We start from the raw sequence: 18,427 nt of genomic DNA, 5'->3' as shown, positions 1-18,427 counted from the left end.
GAGGAAAACAGTCGCCCTGAGCGTGAATTCAAAGCGCCCCATAGACCAGGGACGATAGGCGGCCAGCGCGGGGATCAATCATCGTATGGCTGCCCGAGGTCGTGGTAACAAAACCAAAGCTCACGCGCTTTTCGGGATCGGCGAAGCTTATCGGACCGCCAAGCCCGATATGCCCAAAGGTGTTCGGGCCCATTGCGTGGGAAGCCATCGGGTCGCGTTGCTGCTCCAGCATGCAGCCCAAGCCATAACGCATGGGGCGCATCCATACCCGATCCATGCCATGGCTGTGCTCTCGCGTGAACTCACTGAGCAGCTCGCGACCGATATAGTGTCCCGCCAGTAACGCACTGTAGAAACCGGCCAGGCCGTGAGCCGTGCCATGCCCGCACACACCCGGTTGCCGATAGGCCCACCAGCGCGGGTCACTGGTTCGCCTGGGCACCATCCCGGGGTTGGTGAAGGCCAATGTCGCGATGTGTGATGGCTGGTTTTTCAGCACGGTGCGCAACGCTTGCGAGTAAGGATCACCGACTCGCCCCGTGGCACTGTCGAAACGGGCAATGCGATGAAAGTGTTTTTCGTCCACGCCAAGGTGAACGTCCAGGTCATGGGGCTCCAGAATTTCCTCGTGGATAAACACACAGGGATCTCGTCCGTCCACCCGACGAATCAACTCACCGAGAATCCAGCCAAACGTGGTGGTGCCGTACCCCAGGTCTGTTCCCGGTTCCCACCAAAGCGGCTCGGCCGCCAACACCCGCACCATATGCTCCCAGTCATACATCATGGCGTTATGGTCGGGTGCCCGCAGCGCCGGCAGGCCTGCGGTGTGGTTCATCACCTGGCGCAAAGTGACCTTGGCTTTCCCGTGCTGGGCGAACTCCGGCCAGTAGCGGGCCACTGGCGCATCCAGCTCCAGCTTGCCCGCCTCAACCAGCATCAGAACGGCCACTGCAACATAGGGTTTTATAACGCAGAAGGTATTGGCCAGCGTATCGCGTGCCCAAGGCTTCGTGCCTGCCTGATCTGCCATGCCGGCCCACAGGTCGACAACCCTCTCGCCGTCTACCTGCACACAAAGCCCGGCCCCACGCTCCTGCGGATCATCAAACATCTCCTCGAAAGCCTGCCTGACGGCGTCGAACGGCGTCGCACACATCCCTTGCACGTTCATGAGTTCACCCCCGCGACCGAGTTTGAGAGTGCCCCAGGGAAAAACGGTTCGCACGTTTATAGGTGCCGAAGTCATTGAACCTGACACCGGCCTGCGCCATGACTTTATGCGCATAAGGTGCCGTCATCTGACGAAGATAGAACGGGTCTCTCACCACGAAATGATGAATGCTGTGAGTGCTGCCGAAGTTGAAACAGAACATCTGGAACGGCCACAACCACCAAGGGTTCATTACCTGTGTTTGTTGTAGCGCATTACGCGGGGCAACATCACCGTAATAGTGCATGTTTGAACTTATAAAAAACAGGCAGAACTGCCGGATCATATTGGGCGCGATCAGGATAACTACCACGCTATTGATGACACTCATGAACTCCAGCGTCGCAGCCGAACTCTGAATGTCCTGACCCATGAATGACCCCGCCCACACATACAGGTGGTAGCCGAGGAACACATACCAACACCCCCAGTACAAAAGCCCGAAAGGTGTATTGAGTCGGATAATCTTGCCTAACAATCTGACCTTTTGCCGCCATCCCGGCGCAAAAACCGCGTTTAGAAAACCAAATACAAAACCGTCGATCAGTTTCAATAAGCGGAGTATTCCCCAAGGGCTGCCACTGGTTGTGATCCACGCCTCGACATCCGTATCCGTTCCGGATTCCTTATGATGATGAAAGTGCAGATTGCGTCTTAACCAGGGACTCGGCATTCCCGGCCGGGCCAGCCAGCAGAAAAACATCATGGCATTATGCGCCAGCGGCTGCTTTCGGAAATAAAGCCGATGAATCAAGTCATGTTCGATCTCATGAATGAACGACGTGAGCAGCGCATTGATCAGGATACACGTCCAGGCGGGGATGAAACCCTTAATGTAGAGCCCTCCCGTCACGACCATCCCGACCAGGGAAAACACCATGACACTCGCCCCCAGAGCATTCTGGTGTTGCAGGATCGGATAACGTTTGCGCAGATAATTTCCATGCTCGGTAATGCTGCGGGTTACATGATCAATCTTTTCCTGATCGGTAGTCAGGCGATCAATGTCTATCGCGTTTTCCATGACGTTCATCAATTCATCCTCTGCTTGCTTCGGGCTATAAAACAGCGGGCATACGAATTCACTGCGTGAATTCACGCGGGTCATTCGGTAAAAGTGAAATCGACTGTTTTTCTTGCACTTGTTAGGAATATTGCAGGTTTTAAAATGATAAGGTAAGTTCAAGTCTTTGCAACTGTGTATTTTGGGTGGGTTCAGTGTTACAGGTGTAAGGAATTAATGGTTTAGTTACAGTTTGTACAAGTACAAAACGACTTTGTACAAGTATTGCCAAGGAGGCACCATGAGATTGCATCGCATCAAATATTTCCGGCTTTCCTTACAAGAACCTGAGGGCGCGGTAGAGGAAATAACAAGCCCTGATGTATTTGACGCAATGTTTTGCGATGAGCGTGCAGACAATGCCGCGAATCGCGCAGGCCTTGAGCGGCTGATTCGCTACCTGCAGCCCGGGGACACTGTCGTCGTGGACAGCATGGCCTCGCTCACCTCCAGTACCGAGCAGCTGTGCAGCATCATTCGCCGGCTGATTGAAAAGCAGGTAACGCTGGAGTTTTCCAACGAAAACCTGATTTTCCGGCATGACTGCCTTGAAGTGGTGGAGCCCATCATTGCGGTCATGGAACTGGTCGCGCAGTTCGAGCGCACTGCGGCGAGGGAAAAACAGGCCGCTGGAATTGCTACCGCCAGGAATCGCGGGTCCTACGGTGGTCGCAAGAAAAAACTGTCTGACACTCAGGTTGTCAGTTTGATTGACCGCGCCTGCGCTGGAGAAAGCAGATCCAAATTGGCGCGCGATTTTGAGATCAGTCGCCAGACGCTTTATCGGTACTTGAGATCTACGTAGGGGCTTCTATTGACCGTTATCCAGAGACTCGCTTATCCGATGCCGGTAGAGGAGGTCATCAAGTAACTGCCCATTGATGTGATAAGCGTCGCAATGACGTTGCTCAAACAGGAAGCCGCACTTCTCAAGAAGGCGGCAAGAGGCAGCATTTCCCTCGGTCACGACGGCCGTGAGCGTGTTCAGCCCAAGCGTTTCGCGGGCATAGTTCACCAACTGTTGCAGGGATTCAAAACCATAGCCCTTTCCTTGATGCCCGGCGAGAAACAGGTAACCGACTTCTGCCGTCGCCTCTTCATCGGTTGCCAGCTTTAATCCCGTGACCCCTACGGCACAACCGCTGTGCCGGTCGAAGACGACGAGGCACAACCAATGGCTGGCGCCTGGCAGCCATTGCGGCAACCGGGATTCAAATTTCTCTCGGGTTTCGGTTTCGCAGGGGGCGTCGCACACGTACTGGATCACTGACGGGTCGGTGTGCAACGCGAGGAAAAGGTCCCAGTCGCCGGCTTCCAGTTGCCGCATGTAAAGCCGTTCGGTGTATAGCTCCATTATTTGACGCTCCTTGTTGATCTGCTGTTGGCCCTCAAGCATCGGTAACGGGCGCCTTTCCCGTTTTCTGATCCACCCAACCTTGTGCCGCGCCGGCGCGCTGGAGAACGGCCTGTTACTGCCGGTCTCTGTTGCAATGAAGCGCGAGGTGACGATCTTCCTTGAGAATTATGACCGCGTCGTGCGCACCGTCAATGAAGCCTATGACGTACGTGGTAGTGACTTGGTCAACCTTGTGATGATGTGTCTGACCAATAACGGCACAGTCTCGAAGAATTGCCGTAAGCAGTATCAATACTCGGTTCAGTCTGAGGTATTTGATTACATTGAGCAGGTCACACAGGCTCTGTTGGGAAGGCGATTAATTACTGCGGTCAGCTGTCGGGTCATTCAAAAACCGCCGTTCATGATCCGGGTCCGGCAACAGGCAGGTATCGTACTTTCCGAACAGCCGATAGCGATTGCGCGCGATGCGATCGTAAGCCCAATCCCGAACGAAGCGCGGGATGGCCCGCAGCACCAGCAAGGGGCGCCAGCGCGCAGGCAGTTGCGCAATGATTTCGAACACCGCCTCCGAACGCTCCCAATAGTGTCGGTCGCGGATCACCAAGAGGGTGTCGAACTGATCCAGCGGCAGCCCGGCCCAGGCCAATAGCGCCTGACCTTCGGGCGATTGCACCGCCGCCAACCGCACGTGGTGGTCGCGGTCATGGCGAATCAGGAACCTTGCCCAGCCGTTGCACAGCTTGCACACGCCGTCGAACAACACCACGGTTTCGCCGGGCTTGAGCAGTGGCGCGGGGGTGGGGCGGGTTTGGGAGGCGGGCATGAGGGTGGGTCCAGTCGGGCCGGGTCAGCCTGGATCATACCCGCGTTCGTTCGCACTGTTTACTCAGGGAGTGGAGATCCAATAAACCAGGATATTCCAGTGTGGGAGCTGTCGAGCTTTAGCGAGGCTGCGATGGCGTCGGCACTGCCCACATTGCTGTTGCCTGAGCCACCGCTATCGCAGCCTCGCTAAAGCTCGACAGCTCCCACAGGGGATGTTTGTTGTCTTGGGTATTGTGTTCACTTAACGCGACAAGACTGCCGCCGCGCCTTTTTCCTCGGTGCCCACCTCATGCAGCGAAATCCGCGACGTCTCCGGCAACGCCAACCCGCCCGCCAATGCCAGCAACGCCACCGTAATCAGGTAAAACGCCGGTGACAGATTGCTGCCCGTGGTGCTGATCAGCCACGTCGCCATCAGCGGCGCCGTACCGCCGAAGATCGTGTAAGCCATGTTGTAAGTAATCGCCGAAGCCGTGTACCGCGTGCGGGTCGGAAAGGTCTCCGACAGCAACGCCGCCGTGACCACCCCACACAGCACCGCGCCCACTGCCAGCAACATCACCCCGACCACAGACGCGGCGAACGAGCCGGAGCTGGCCATCAGGAACGACGGATAGACCACCACGATCAACAACACACACGCCGTCATCACCGTGACCCGACGGCCCACCCGGTCCGAATACCACCCCGCCAGCGGGCAAATCGCCGCTGCGAAAATCAGCGCAATCAGCGACACCAGCAACGCCATCGCCCGGCTCAGTCCGCCCGCCACTTGCAGGTACGTCGCGAAGTAGGTGGTGAACATATAAAACGACAGCGCCGTGAGCGATACAAAAGCGCCCAGGCAGCAGATCGCCGCACCATGGTTGCGCAGGGTTTCCTTGAGCGGGGAGTGGGCGACCGCGTGTTCCTGCTTCACCGCCTGGAAGGCCGGCGTCTCATCCAGCTTCCAGCGCAGGTAAAGCCCCACCAGGCCCAGCGGTGCGGCGATCAGGAACGGCAAGCGCCAGCCCCAACTGCCCATCGCCTCGGCCGACAACGACGCTTCCAGCGCATAAGCCACCACGGCTGCTGCGGCGAAGGCAGAGAAGGTCGACACCGGCACAAAGCTGCCATACCAGGCGCGTTTGTCACTCGGCGCGTGCTCCATCAGATACGCACAGGCGCCCGCGTATTCACCGCCGGCGGAGAAGCCCTGGGCGCAGCGGATCAGCGACAACAGAATCGGCGCCGCCACGCCGATGGCGGCGTAGGTGGGCAGCAGGCCGATCAGCGTGGTGGCGCCGGCCATCAGCAAGATCGTCATGGCCAGCGTGCGTTTGCGCCCGATCCGGTCGCCGAGCATGCCGAAGAAAATCCCGCCCAGAGGCCGGAAGGCAAAGGCCACCGCGAATACCGCGAAGGTCTTGAGCAACGCCGCGCTGGCGTCGCCGCTGGGGAAGAACTGTTGGGCAATGGTGGTCGCGAGGAAGCCATAGACAGCGAAGTCGAACCACTCGACGAAGTTACCGATGCCGGCGGCGATGATCACGCGTCGCAGGGTTTGGGGGCTGACCTGTTCGGTGGAGGGGCTCGTCATGGGGGAAGGCCTCGGCGGTGGTAGGGGGATGATTGATTATCGGGGGCAGGGGGTGGGTGGCGGGGCTCAAAAGAGTCGTCCGCGTAGTCAGTAGCGACTTGGCGGGTGTGGAGTACGCAGGAATTGGGCCAGTTAAGGCGCGGGGACTGTCGACGGGCGGCGCGGGTAACCCGCGGTTCAGCCTTGGTATTACTCAACCCGGCCCCATAACTAGGGCTGTATCCATCCAGGGGAAGAACACCATGACCAACCACACCGAAACCGCCATCCTCGCCGGCGGCTGCTTCTGGGGCATGCAAGACCTGTTGCGACGCTACCCCGGCGTGCTGCAAACGCGCGTCGGCTACACCGGCGGCGACGTGCCGAATGCCACCTACCGCAACCACGGCAACCACGCCGAAGCCATCGAGATCGTCTTCGACCCGGCGGTGATCACCTACCGGCAGATTCTTGAGTTCTTTTTCCAGATTCACGACCCGAGCACGCCCAACCGCCAGGGCAACGACCTGGGGCCGAGCTACCGGTCGGCGATTTATTACCTGAGCGAACAGCAGCGCGACGTGGCGCAAGACACCGCGGCGGATGTGGATGCGTCAAAGCTGTGGCCGGGCCGGGTGGTGACCGAGATCGAACCGGCGGGGCCGTTCTGGGAGGCGGAGCCGGAGCATCAGGATTACCTGGAGCGGATTCCCAACGGCTACACCTGCCACTTTATTCGGCCGAACTGGAAGCTGCCGAAACGCGGTTAAAACTGTGGGGGCGGGCGTACCTGATGAACACAGGTATCTACACAACGCTTGCAGCTGGCACAGAATCCCTTTGTGGTGAGCGGACTGTAGTGAGCGGGCTTGTGGTGAGCAGGCCTGTGGTGAGCGGGCTTGCCCCGCGCTGGGCTGCGAAGCGGCCCCAATAAGGCCACCACAGAGTGTCAGGCACCATGCGGTGGCTGGTTTTAGGGCCGCTTCGCAGCCCAGCGCGGGGCAAGCCCGCTCACCACAGCCCCGCTCACCACAGCCCCGCTCACCACAGCCCGCTCACCACAGCCCGCTCACCACAGGGGGGGCACCATACCCCTCAACGCATCTGCAGAATGATCGGGCTGCTGCTCGCCGGGCCCGTGTGCTCACGCAACTTGCCCACCGCCTTCGCATCCACCGCTCCGCCCTGATTGCCCCAGGTGCCGCGCACAAACGTCAGCACTTCGGCAATCTCCTGGTCCGACAACTGCTCCCGGAACGCCGGCATGCGATAAGCATCCGCCACATTGGCCGCCACCACGCGCTGTGAGCCGTTGAGGGTAATGTTGATCGCCGAAGCATTCTCCTTGGCCAGCGCCGAGGTGGCACCCGCCAGCGGCGGCATCCAGTCCGGTTGCCCTTTGCCTTCCAACCCGTGGCACGAGGCGCAGCGGGTCACGTAGGTATGGGCGCCCGGCACATCCAGGCGTGCCGCAGCCGACACCGCCTGATACTGCCAGGCCGCCCCATCACGCTGCTCGTCCCCCGGCAACGACCTGAGATAGCGCGCAATCGCCGCCAGGTCATCGTCGCTCATGAACTGCGTGGAGTTGTTGAACGCCTCGGTCATCGAGCCATAAACCACCGCATGTTTATTGCGACCGGTCTTCAGGAACTGCACCACTTCCGGCTCGCTCCAGCGCCCCAGGCCGGTGTTGTGATCGTCCCGCAGGCTTGGTGCGTACCAACCATCCAGCAAGGCACCGGCCAGGAACGGCTTGCCACTTTCATCCAGCGCCTTCTCGTTAAAGGCCAGGCCCCGCGGCGTGTGGCAACTGCCGCAATGCCCCGGGCCCTGCACGATGTAGGCGCCACGGTTCCACAGCTCGTCCTTGCCAGCCTTGGCGACGTACGGCTGGCTGTCGGTAAACACGCCATTCCATAGCGCGATGGGCCAACGCATATTCAGCGGCCACGGGATCGAACTCGGCTCATTGGCCTGCCGTACCGGTGCCACGCCCTTCATGAAGAACGCGTACAGCGCCTTCACATCATCGTCGCTGAGCTTGGCATAGGACGGATACGGCATCGCCGGGTACAGCCGGCGCCCACCCGGCGCTACACCGTGGCGCACCGCGCGGTCGAAGTCCGCGAGGCTGTAGCGGCCGATACCGGTTTCCGGGTCTGGCGTAACGTTGGTGGCATGGATCGCCCCCAGCGGCGTGGCCATCTCCAGGCCTCCGGCAAAGGGCGCGCCGTTGGGCACGCTATGGCAGGCCACACAGTCGCTGACCCGGGCGACGTACTCGCCTCGGGCGACCAGCGCCGGCTCCGTGGCGACGGGCCCGGCGGACAGCGATGAAGCAGGCTCTCGGGTGACATACCAGGCCAGCAGGCCTGCCGCGACCAGGCACGGCAGCGCCAGCCAGCCAACGGTTCTTGCGAATCGGCGGTTGTTCATAAGTGCTCAGGCCCCGGTCAGGTAAAGGAGTGGCGGCTTAACGGCATGCTGCGCACGCGCTGCCCCGTCAACGCCGCAACGGCGTTGGCCACGGCGGGTGCCACGGCCGGCAACGGCGGTTCGCCAATGCCGCCCATTTTTTCCCCGCTCTCGATCACGCGCACGTGCACCCGCGCCATCCGCGACGGCGGCAGCACCGGGTACAAATCGTAGTTACGCGCCCGAGGCAAGCCGTCCACATACACCGCCTCTTCCAACAGCACCTGGGACAAGCCCAACGACACAGCCCCATTCACCTGCGCCTCGACAATCGCCGGGTTGACGATGCTGCCCGGGTCGATCGCCTGCCAGATGTCATGCACCTTCACCTGCCCGTTCTCGATCGACACCTCGGCAATCACCGCCGTCTGCGTGCCGAACGGCGAGGCCATCGCCACCCCCCGCGCACGCTTGCTGCCGTCTTCGGCAACAAACGGGCCGCGTTTCCAGCCACCCGACAACTCGCCCACCGCCTTCAGCAGCGTGGTCAGCCGCTGGTTATCCCGCAGCAGATGCAGGCGCAACTCGAACGGGTCTTTGCCGCCCTTGTCCGCCAGCTCATCCAGAAACGACTCGTAGAAAAAGTCGTTCAGCGAGTTACCCACCGACCGCCAGTAGCCCAGCATCACCGGGCCCTTCACATAAATTTGCGCGATGCGCTTGTTGGGAATCGCATACGACTTCCCGGACAAACCCTCCAGCGCCGTCGGGTCGAGCTTCTCGCCCTGTTTACCGGCCAGGGCCTCGGTCGGCCCCTCGGTGGCACTCACCGCCTCAATCGCCACCGGCCAGCCGTCACCGTCCAGCGCCCCACGGAAATTCACCGCCGCCACCGGGCGCAGCACGTCCCGCAGGAATTCTTCTTCACGGCTCCAGATCATCTTCACCGGACGCCCGACCGCCTTGGCCAACTCAATGGCCTGCGGGTAAGGGCTGGCCGAGTCATACAGGAAATGCCGCCCGAAAAACCCGCCCAACAACGGCGAATGCAGGGTAATCCGCTCCGGCGCCAGGCCAGTGCGCTTGGCGATATCGGCCAGGAACATATCCTGCGCCTGATTCGGCAGCCAGATCTCCAGCGAACCGTCAGCATTGAAACTCGCCAGCGCCGAAGGCGGCTCAAGCTGGGCATGGTGCAGATACTGGTTGTGGTACGTGGCCTCGACCTTGGTCTTGGCATTGGCCAGCGTGCCGGCCACATCACCCTCGTTTTCATCATCCCGGGCCGGGCCGGTTTCTGCAGCGAGGCGCTTGAAATGCTCGTCGCTTGAAAAGTCCTTCGGCATCCCGCGCACTTTCGAGTCGGCCGCAGGCTCCAGCCAGTCGACCTGAATCGACTCCACCGCACGCTTGGCATGCCACCAGCGCTCAGCCACCACCGCCACCGCACCCGGCAGGCGATGCACCGAATGCACCCCCGGCATGGCCTTGACCTGGTCTTCATTGCGCAGGCTGCCCACCGTCATGCCCAAGCGGGGCGCATGCTGCACCGCCGCGTGGAGCATGCCGTCCACCTTCATATCAATGCTGTACAGCGCCTTGCCGGTGGACTTGTCATACGCGTCCAGACGCTTCACCGGCTTGCCGATCCAGCGGAACTGGCTCGGGTCGCGCAGCTTCACACTGGCCACGTCCGGCACTGGCAGGTCCATCGCCCGCCCGGCCAACTCGCCATACGTGAGGGACCGCCCGGAGGCCGCGTGCACCACCTTGCCCGGCTCGGTCGACAACTCGCCCACCGGCACCTTCAACGCCTGCGCCCCGGCCTCCAGCAACATCGCCCGGGCCAACGCCCCCAGCCGGCGCATTGTCGGGTAACTCATGCGCACCGACATACTGCCGCCGGTGATACGCATGCCATTTTCCATCACCACAAAGGCCTCGCCGGGCGGGGCACACTCCACCAGGAACGTGGCCGGGTCGGCGTCCAACTCCTCGCCGACAATCTGCGCCATCGCCGTGAACGTGCCCTGGCCGCCTTCGATAAACGGGCTGAGCAAACGAATCGTGTTGTCCGGGCGAATCTCCAGGAACGCCGGCACCTGCGTACCGCGCTCACCGGCGGCGGCCGCAGTGGCCGCCTGCACCCGGCCAGAACCCAGCGGCAGACCAAAACCAATCACCAACGCACCCACGGCCGTACTGGCCAGGAAACGCCGGCGCGACAGGTTCACCGGATCAGTCAACGCTGCGACCAAGGGCAGGGCAGCGGGATCAATGCGAACGTTCATCAGGCCTCTCCCTTCGCAAGGTCATGCACCGCCGCATGAATCGCGTTATAGGTGCCACAGCGGCAGAGATTGACCATCGCGGCCTCAATCTGCGCATCGCTCGGCTTGGGCGTGTGCTTGAGCAGCGCCGTAGCCGCCATCACCTGGCCGGACTGGCAGTAACCGCACTGAGCGACCTGATACTCGACCCATGTGGCAACGACCCGCTTGCCCACAGCATCCGACTCGATGGCTTCGATGGTCGTGATCTCCCGACCAACCACCCCGGAGACCGGCGTGACGCAGGAACGCACCACATTGCCGTCCACCAGCACGGAGCACGCACCGCACTGCGCCAGGCCGCAGCCGTATTTGGTGCCGGTCATGCCCAGGTTGTCGCGGATGACCCAGAGCAGAGGCGTGTCGGGTTCTGCGTCGACTTGGTGGGTCTGCTGGTTAATTCGTAATTCCATGGCTCACCCGCTGATCATCGGTTGGTGTTGCATTTTTTTAGTATTTTTCAGGCGGCGAGGCTGGGCTCCGCCGCTGGGCATCGATGGCCCGTTTGGTTCGAACGCACGTAGCTTGAGTAGTGTAGAGGGATACTGGATTGACTCTAGACCGTAGGTCCGGGGGGCGCTATGCGAGGGGGTGAAAGGTCGGAGGATTAGGCAAGTATTCGACAGGATTGCGATAGGGGCGGGGGAGCGGTCGGTGGTTTACGTTGGTGACCTCATAGAAGTGGGTTTTTTCCGAGGCCAATGGGATAGCGGATTTGGCGGGTAGCTATCTTTCACTGATGGCTGCTTTCGACCCCAAGTGGTCACCCCCCGGATCATGTGGTCCCAGCCAAAAGGACTTAGATGCATTTAGCGCCAAACCAGCTCGCGTTTTAGCGAACGCCTGCAATCAACGCTTCCCTACGTTAGTCTTATGTCATTAGAGCGGCACTGGTAACCGCAACACTCAAATAGTGGGGCTATCGGATACGTTTGTCGGAGGTAAGGTCGGGCACAATGCTCCTAGAAAAACTAATCTTTGGTACTAAGCCTAGGGCTGACCTAGGGGCAGCAGATGTAAGCGTAGTATGTCGAGAAAACGGCCGAGGAGAGATCATATAGAAACCATCATCCCAATAGGGGCCCCTAGGGAGCTTCCATCACAATCCAATTGGTTGAAGTTTGCCGAAGGAGTCTCAGAGAACCGTGTCTGCTATGGCGGCTCGGAATATCCTTTCTATTCTGACGTGGACATCACAGGTGAGATCAGCGAAGGCTTGGGTCCATACACGCTTCTTAACGCTTTGCCTATGCACTCGAGGAATACTGCCGAGATCGTTATCATATTGCGATCTTTTATTTTTGAGGATTTCAATTATTCCTTTCGTGTAGACGGCGAGCTCAAGACTGATATCGCACGCTATCACGGGGGTAGCCTGGCGGAAGAAATAGCAGCTTTGACTTCACTTGCGTTGGGGATTCGACTGAAAGCCGGCGATGCAAATAGATATTTTGATGGGAGTGACCCTTATGGGCGCTTTCAAGCGTCGCGATGGCGCCCGTTGCCGTCCCTCTCTGTAAGTCTTGGACGTCCAAAAATACCAATGCCTACAAGCGTTAATCTTAATGAGGTTCAGCCTCTTCTATCCACGGTACCAAATATAAAGCCTGAGCTTTATGTTGAATTGGTTAGAGCGGCGAGAGCTTACCAAGACGCGCTTTGGATCGCGGAAGCGGAGCCTCATTTAGCTTGGTTGTTGTTTGTCTCAGCGATAGAAATTGCCGCGAATGCGCGGTTTGCTAGCAGCGGGTCGCCTATCGAAAACCTTAGGGAGCTGAAGGCTGGATTAGCTCAACTACTGCTAGATTCGGGCGGCGAGGACTTACTAGAAAAAGCTGCAATAGACCTCAAGGATTTATTCGGGTCGACAAAGAAATTTCTCCTGTTCTGCGAAGAGTTTATGCCTGCGGAGCCACCTGTACGGCCCAATGCTGATTGGCGCCGGATTGATTGGAGATGGGCATCTTTGAAAAAAATTCTCAATAAGGTCTATGCACTTAGATCGAAAGCCCTGCACGCCGGAGTTCCTTTTCCACCGCCGATGTGTAGAGAGCCAGATCAGCATGGAGACATTGCTCCAGCTGAGCGGGCTATTACTTCCTTAGCCGTCCATACGATGAATGGTAGTTGGGTTCCCGAAGACGCCCCTATTTCACTCCACACATTTCATTACTTTGTTCGCGGGGCCCTCCTCAACTGGTGGGGCCACATCTCTGAGACTGTACATTTGCAGTCAGCTGAATCTGGCACCGGCGATTCAACATTGTAAACAATGAAAAAATGGGGTCAGACCACGATAGAAAATTGTGGCGCGTGATCTGATCCGCTCTTTCTATACTCGCCCTCCCAGGTGGCTACGTAGAGCGCAACACAACATATGCCTATCAAACCTAATCAACACGCTGCAGTGACGTTAGTCCGCGCTCAACAAAGCGACCTGGACGACCTTGTCGCCATCCGAATCGACGCCAGGCGCGAAAGTCTGGAGCGCGTCGGGCGATTTGATCCAGTAAGGGCGCGCGAGCGGTTTGTTAGCGGTTTTGAGGCCCACAATACCCATTACATTGAGGTATCTGGAGAGAGGGTTGGCTTTGTAGTGGTCAAGCACCACCCCACTGAACTCGTGCTCGACCACTTCTACGTAAGGCCGTGCGCGCAAGGTTCGGGGATCGGCTCTGCTGTGCTCACTCAGATTTTCAAAGCCGCAGATGCAGCCGCACTCCCTATTAAAGTGGGAGCCCTCAAAGAAAGCGCCTCGAATCGGTTTTACATCCGCCACGGCTTCCAGTTCGTCGAAAGCACTGAGTTCGACAATTATTATGTCCGTCAGCACCTTACGGCGAGCAACACACTTTGCCCGGCAGGTGAAATAATTTGAGGAAAAACAGGGTCAGACCCTGAGGGATCCGTCGGGCGATTTGATCCAGTACGGGGGCGCGAGCGGTTTGTTCGTGGTTTTGAAGCCCACAACACACATTACATTGCAGTCAAAAGGGGACGGACCTCTTTGAAAATAGATCCGTCCCCCTATCCGTTACGCCTCCGGACCTACGCCACCTGAGCCTTGACGGCCGGCTGGGGCGACTTGCGATACGTCAGCAACACGATCCCCGTCACCACAATCACCCCGCCCACCACCTGCCCGGCGCTGAGCATCTGATCGAGCACGATCCAGCCCATCAACAACGTCGCCAGCGGCTCAATGTTCATCACCGGCGCATTACGCGGCATATCCAGGCGCGGCACCGAAATGAACAGCACGATAAACCCCGTGCCATACAGCACCACCAACGTGGCCAACGCCAGCCAACCGGTACCGGTGGCCGGCAGGTTCAGGCCATCCACAAGCGCACCGCTCAAACCCGCGAGGTTGACGCTGCTGAACACAATGAAAATCGTCAGCAGGCTGCGCACCGAACCGCGCACCTGGGACAGCTTGTGGTCGGTGATCCACAGCGCACAGGCGAACACAAACGCCGCGCAAAAGGCCAGAGAGACGCCGAGCAGCCATTCCGGGCCGAGGATGGTGTTGGCGGAGAGGCGGCCGGGTACGTCCAGCACAAACACCAGGCCCACCAGAATCAAGCCCATCAACAAGGCCGTGCGCGCGGTGGGGCGCGGGCCGCCGAGTGCCCAGGTGAGCAGGGCCAGCAAGATGGGGAACACGTTGGCGACCAGCAAGGCCAGCGCTACCGGCACACGGGCGACGGCGGAGTAGAGGCAGAGGCTTTGGGTGGCGATGAGCAGGCCCAGCAGCACTTGCCAGCGCCAGGCGCCTGGGGGGAGGCGCAGGCTTTGGCGTTGCCATAGGACCAGAATCGCCAGCACTAACAGCGTGCCGCCGGAGCGCATCAGGATGGCCAGCAGGACGCCGGCGCCATCGTCGAAGGCTACGCGGGCGGCGATGTGGTTGCCGGCGAAGGCGCAGCCCATGCAGAGAAGGATCAGCACGGCGATGTGGCGGGGGAATTGGGTGGGGGCAGGGGGAGTCATGGTGGGGGCTCGGGGAGTTGGCGCCATCTTCGGGGATGGGGATTATTTTTAGGTTATCGTACAACTTGGTGGTGAGGTTTGTAGCGTGTTTGGTACAGATGGGCAAGGTGTGGTTTGCGTTCAGCTGCTTAAAGATTGCGATTTATGGTGGTTGATGCTGCTTTCATTAGTCGAGAGAATTTGGTTTGGAAAGCTCTGAACTGGTCGTCATTAGAGGGGTGATCGTATGACTAGTCCGGCGTACACGCCCCAAGAGTCATGGGTAAAAGAGGCAATATCGATCCGTTTATTCAGTCGAAAAAACGTACCTCCCTTTATATTCGAGGAGCGCTTGTGATTGAGATAAGCGTCAGGATATAGTTGTGCGCACAAGGTGCGCACAAAAAAGGAGCATTGTTATGGCTTGGCAGTATTTCTATCCAAATCGTGTCGCGAAACACCTCCCGTCCGGCGTGACCTACAGCGTTGACGTGACGGGCTCCACCAATCAGCCTCCATTCTCCCCCTCTGAAGCCGGTGCTGAGGTCGATGCAACTGAACTGGATGCTCTTCGTAAACTGTATGAGCAAGAGAAAAATAGATGGGAGTTGCAAGGACTGATCCAACAGCTTTTCCTAAATGACTACGCTAAAGCCGTCGTCGTGCTCAACGAAACTCCGGGTCGTAAGGTATCGGTACGGACCCTCCAAGCTTGGCAAATGGCTCCAGGGCACAAAAGCAGCCGAACCTGCCCTGCATGGGCAATTGCCGCGCTACGAAACTATCAGGAAAACAACTCTGGAGAGATTCAGGCTTTCAGGGAGATGATTAAACATCGTCAGGAGAAGGGTGGCCCTCGGACGAGAGTGGACACTCTGTACAACGGAGGTGCTGTGGAAGCTGCTGAGCGCCGCTTGGTAAGAGATGAAGCTTATCGAGAAAAACTGAAGTCGGCGAGCATGGGGGGGCTGCCAGTAATCCTGGCTGAGGACCTACTCAAAATGCATGAAAGGTACGAGCGTCTGCTTGATAGCCATTTGGCGTTGATTGGAGCGCTTCGAACATCCAACAGCTTTGAGGAGCTAAAAGAAAAATTCTCTGCCGAAGAAGACGACCTAAATCGCGCAGATAACCTGATTCGGACCACTTACGATGCGCTGAGGAACGGCGAAGCGGAGTTTTCTGCTGACGATGGTACGCTGCCAGATAACGCCTCGTTTGGTAATTGTATATTGCCCGGTAGCTAACATTGCCGAAGCCTGTCGACTCGTTTGGGATACCGCACTATTTTGCGTGCTGTTCGCCTCGGAGGAGTGCTCACTATCGCACTGGGTAATAGTTGTTCAAAAGCAAGCGCAAAAATTAAGACAGGCGTTTCCGGCTCAAGAACAGTCATTCGTCAACGGCAGTTGCCGCCAGAAGCAGCCAGTTACGAAGGGCAGCAATCGGCCGATTCTGTTGAAAAATTCGGATTTTCAGATCGCCTAAACTTAGGCACGACTGCCACTGGATAGCCTACTCACCACATTGAGTGGTTTTTCGGCCCTTCGTTGACCGTTGCTGCTCTGTTATTGGGTTAATTTGAGGTTTTTTGCTTGGTGCAGGCGCACCTATCCCGTGACTGGTGGCCCTTGAGATGAAAATTTGGCCAGCCGTCGTAGGTTCTGCACCGCAGCGGCCAGCGTGAATTCATCCGTCGCGCCACTCATGCCACGTAGTCGCAAGCGATCCAATTTCAGGATGCGTTTGAGGTGGGCAAACAACATTTCGACCTTTTTACGTTCGTGGCGAGAGCGCTGAGACGCCGGGGTTGCTGCAATGCGCCGGGCCGTATCCCGAGTAGCTTCATGGACGCTGCGGGCGATCTTACGAAACGCAGTGTTCGGGCAGAACTTGGTTTTCATCGGACACGTCGCGCAGTCGGTCTGTCTGGATCGGAAGATGATGGTGTTGGCTTTGGTGACGTGTGAGCGCTCATTTTTGAAGGCTCGCTATTCGCTGCGCAATGGGTTGCCGGCCGGGCAGGAGTACTCCTCAGTCTCGTCATTCCAGTGGAAGTCGGTGCTCGAAAAACTGTCGTTCTTGCGCTCGATTTTGCCCCACACCGGCACATGCGGTTCGATATCTTTCTCTTCCACCATCCAGGCCAACATCGGTGCTGTGCCGTATGCGGTGTCACCGATTAAGCGATCCGGTTTGATGTCGAACAACTCTTCGACTCGATCAATCATGGTTTTGGTAATCTCGACCTCAGCCGTTCGATGAGCCGGTGTCGGTTCTACATCCATGATCACGCCATGCTCGACATCAATCAGGTAGTTCGTGGAATAGGCGAAAAACGCTGGGCCACCCGGGGCGGCCGTCCAACGGGCTAAAGGATCAGTCAGCGATAAGCGCTTGGGAAGAGCTTCAGCGAGCGCCTCCTCATCGAGTGCTTCGAGGTATTCACGGACAGCGCGAGTGCTCAGAGACGGGTCGCGCCAGTTGATCTCTTCATCGCTAGGCGCTCCATGTTGCCGACTCGCGTCCGCCTTGATGATGCTGGCGTCCACGGCAAAGCCTTCGCCCTTGACCAGACCCGCGTCCATGCAGCGATTTAGCACTTCATTAAAAAAACAGCAAAACAGATCGCTGTCCCGGAAACGGCCGTGTCGATTCTTGGAAAACGTGGAGTGATTAGGTACTTCATCCTCAAGGCTCAACCGGCAGAACCAGCGATACGCCAAGTTCAAATGAGCCTCTTCACACAAGCGCCGTTCGGAGCGAATGCCATAGCAATAGCCCACGACTAGCATGCGGATCATCAACTCAGGATCAATCGAAGGACGCCCAATTGGGCTATAGGAATCGGCGAGGTAGTGGCGCAGGTCGCTCAGATCGAGGCACCGATCAATGCTGCGCAGAAGATGATTTTTTGGGATGTGGTCTTCAAGGTTGAACGAGTAAAACAGCCGATCCTGCCCACTCGATAACTGTCCCATCATGCTGCGGACTCTCCCGCTGGCCGATGGAGTGATTTTGCCGCAGATCAGTCGATGGAGCTACTCAGGGAATCAGTTAACCTTGGGAGCATTTCCCTGCGCAATCAGCAGCGAGCGCTCAATCATCTCAACGGTGATGTATGGGACGAACCCCAGCCTTTCGCCCTTTTCAAAGCTTTTTTTGTAATCCTCTAACTGATCGACATCTTTCGCAATTGCTAGTGCAGCTAGATGCCTGAGTGGCATTGCTCCTTTGGCGTCTGTAGTTAAAGACCTGTAGAGCGCCAGGCCCGCATCTATATCTTGATTCTGAGCCCAAGATAACGCCCTGTCAGATAGCTCGACTACATCGTCAGCGCCAATGGTCTCTAACTTCTGGGGCGTTTCGTCGCTTACGATGACAGGTGAAAAATATTTTTCCTCCCCAAAGATGAACGCGACAGCATCCGAAAACGCTGTCGAGGAGATGGAGGGCATGAACGAAACTCTAAAATGATTCGAGCGCTTCCCTATAGTCGGAATGATCTGGACTTGGATCTCGCCCAAACACTTGATGCAAAAGCGGTCACTTACCTCATCCTTTTCACAGGCCCAACCTTGTGCTTGCAAAATCGCACATGCCTCTTTCTCTGTCATAGTTCTGCTCTCGATATCACATATCGGATGATACTGGTTTCTTAGGCTCTCAAGGGGGCGCTTTCTAGCCA

Annotated in this window: 15 protein-coding genes and 2 pseudogenes; 6 read left to right on the top strand and 11 right to left on the bottom strand. The window is 58.2% G+C overall.

What is annotated here, in order from left to right; all coding sequences use genetic code 11:
- Positions 1 to 28: 28 nt before the first annotated feature.
- Positions 29 to 1,174 carry an EstA family serine hydrolase gene (locus MUM_RS0126130; protein ID WP_010175851.1) on the bottom strand — a complete coding sequence of 382 codons (1,146 nt, stop codon included), beginning with the start codon at positions 1,172 to 1,174 and terminating at the stop codon, positions 29 to 31.
- A 4-nt stretch (positions 1,175 to 1,178) separates the two neighbouring features.
- Positions 1,179 to 2,246, bottom strand: a complete 1,068-nt coding sequence (locus MUM_RS0126125; protein WP_010175849.1) for a fatty acid desaturase — start codon at positions 2,244 to 2,246, stop codon at positions 1,179 to 1,181.
- Positions 2,247 to 2,517: 271 nt separating this feature from the next.
- Between MUM_RS0126125 and MUM_RS0126120 the strand changes: the two genes are divergently transcribed.
- Positions 2,518 to 3,081 carry a recombinase family protein gene (locus MUM_RS0126120; protein ID WP_010175847.1) on the top strand — a complete coding sequence of 188 codons (564 nt, stop codon included), beginning with the start codon at positions 2,518 to 2,520 and terminating at the stop codon, positions 3,079 to 3,081.
- A 6-nt stretch (positions 3,082 to 3,087) separates the two neighbouring features.
- Here MUM_RS0126120 and MUM_RS0126115 read toward each other — a convergent pair whose 3' ends face one another.
- Positions 3,088 to 3,630, bottom strand: coding sequence for a GNAT family N-acetyltransferase (locus MUM_RS0126115; protein WP_141629551.1), 543 nt, complete (start codon positions 3,628 to 3,630; stop codon positions 3,088 to 3,090).
- A gap of 31 nt (positions 3,631 to 3,661) precedes the next feature.
- On the opposite strand from MUM_RS0126115, the pseudogene MUM_RS1000000134830 reads away from it, so the two are divergent.
- Positions 3,662 to 3,985 (top strand): annotated as a pseudogene (locus MUM_RS1000000134830) (hypothetical protein); the annotation flags it as partial.
- 6 nt (positions 3,986 to 3,991) lie between these two features.
- On the opposite strand, the gene MUM_RS0126105 reads toward MUM_RS1000000134830, so the two are convergent.
- Both MUM_RS0126105 and MUM_RS0126100 read right to left on the bottom strand, forming a co-directional pair.
- Positions 3,992 to 4,459 carry a thiol-disulfide oxidoreductase DCC family protein gene (locus tag MUM_RS0126105; protein WP_010175843.1) on the bottom strand — a complete coding sequence of 156 codons (468 nt, stop codon included), beginning with the start codon at positions 4,457 to 4,459 and terminating at the stop codon, positions 3,992 to 3,994.
- A 243-nt stretch (positions 4,460 to 4,702) separates the two neighbouring features.
- On the bottom strand, positions 4,703 to 6,040 hold the full coding sequence (locus tag MUM_RS0126100; protein ID WP_010175841.1) for an MFS transporter: 1,338 nt from the start codon (positions 6,038 to 6,040) through the stop codon (positions 4,703 to 4,705).
- Between the two features lie 242 nt (positions 6,041 to 6,282).
- On the opposite strand from MUM_RS0126100, the gene msrA reads away from it, so the two are divergent.
- Positions 6,283 to 6,789, top strand: a complete 507-nt coding sequence (gene msrA / locus MUM_RS0126095; RefSeq protein WP_010175839.1) for a peptide-methionine (S)-S-oxide reductase MsrA — start codon at positions 6,283 to 6,285, stop codon at positions 6,787 to 6,789.
- A gap of 325 nt (positions 6,790 to 7,114) precedes the next feature.
- On the opposite strand, the gene MUM_RS0126090 is transcribed toward msrA, so the two are convergent.
- The 3 genes from MUM_RS0126090 to MUM_RS0126080 are packed head-to-tail and all read right to left on the bottom strand — an operon-like array spanning position 7,115 to position 11,180.
- The gene (locus MUM_RS0126090; RefSeq protein WP_010175837.1) at positions 7,115 to 8,458 is read right to left on the bottom strand and encodes a c-type cytochrome; all 1,344 of its coding nucleotides are present in this window, start codon (positions 8,456 to 8,458) and stop codon (positions 7,115 to 7,117) included.
- A 17-nt stretch (positions 8,459 to 8,475) separates the two neighbouring features.
- Positions 8,476 to 10,728 carry a xanthine dehydrogenase family protein molybdopterin-binding subunit gene (locus MUM_RS0126085; RefSeq protein ID WP_010175835.1) on the bottom strand — a complete coding sequence of 751 codons (2,253 nt, stop codon included), beginning with the start codon at positions 10,726 to 10,728 and terminating at the stop codon, positions 8,476 to 8,478.
- A complete protein-coding gene (locus tag MUM_RS0126080) occupies positions 10,728 to 11,180 on the bottom strand; it encodes a (2Fe-2S)-binding protein (protein ID WP_010175832.1) in 453 nt (150 codons plus the stop codon). Before MUM_RS0126080 ends, MUM_RS0126085 begins: the two co-directional genes overlap by 1 nt.
- A 701-nt stretch (positions 11,181 to 11,881) precedes the next feature.
- Between MUM_RS0126080 and MUM_RS1000000134345 the strand changes: the two genes are divergently transcribed.
- Both MUM_RS1000000134345 and MUM_RS1000000133580 read left to right on the top strand, forming a co-directional pair.
- Positions 11,882 to 13,036, top strand: a complete 1,155-nt coding sequence (locus MUM_RS1000000134345; RefSeq protein WP_141629550.1) for a hypothetical protein — start codon at positions 11,882 to 11,884, stop codon at positions 13,034 to 13,036.
- A gap of 108 nt (positions 13,037 to 13,144) precedes the next feature.
- Positions 13,145 to 13,645, top strand: coding sequence for a GNAT family N-acetyltransferase (locus tag MUM_RS1000000133580; RefSeq protein ID WP_010175830.1), 501 nt, complete (start codon positions 13,145 to 13,147; stop codon positions 13,643 to 13,645).
- Between the two features lie 170 nt (positions 13,646 to 13,815).
- Here MUM_RS1000000133580 and MUM_RS0126070 read toward each other — a convergent pair whose 3' ends face one another.
- Positions 13,816 to 14,760: an EamA family transporter gene (locus MUM_RS0126070; RefSeq protein WP_085989927.1), complete on the bottom strand. Its 945-nt coding sequence runs from the start codon at positions 14,758 to 14,760 to the stop codon at positions 13,816 to 13,818.
- Between the two features lie 398 nt (positions 14,761 to 15,158).
- Between MUM_RS0126070 and MUM_RS0126065 the strand changes: the two genes are divergently transcribed.
- Positions 15,159 to 15,986: a hypothetical protein gene (locus tag MUM_RS0126065; RefSeq protein ID WP_010175826.1), complete on the top strand. Its 828-nt coding sequence runs from the start codon at positions 15,159 to 15,161 to the stop codon at positions 15,984 to 15,986.
- Between the two features lie 363 nt (positions 15,987 to 16,349).
- On the opposite strand, the pseudogene MUM_RS01000000132715 reads toward MUM_RS0126065, so the two are convergent.
- Both MUM_RS01000000132715 and MUM_RS0126055 read right to left on the bottom strand, forming a co-directional pair.
- A pseudogene (locus MUM_RS01000000132715) lies at positions 16,350 to 17,723 on the bottom strand (transposase).
- Between the two features lie 69 nt (positions 17,724 to 17,792).
- Positions 17,793 to 18,356, bottom strand: coding sequence for a DUF6990 domain-containing protein (locus MUM_RS0126055; RefSeq protein WP_010175824.1), 564 nt, complete (start codon positions 18,354 to 18,356; stop codon positions 17,793 to 17,795).
- Positions 18,357 to 18,427: the final 71 nt, after the last annotated feature.

It is taken from the genome of Pseudomonas sp. PAMC 25886, from assembly GCF_000242655.1.
Lineage (GTDB): Bacteria > Pseudomonadota > Gammaproteobacteria > Pseudomonadales > Pseudomonadaceae > Aquipseudomonas.
The sequence above is the reverse complement of the archived record's forward strand: the minus strand, read 5'-3'. Positions and strand labels throughout refer to the sequence as shown.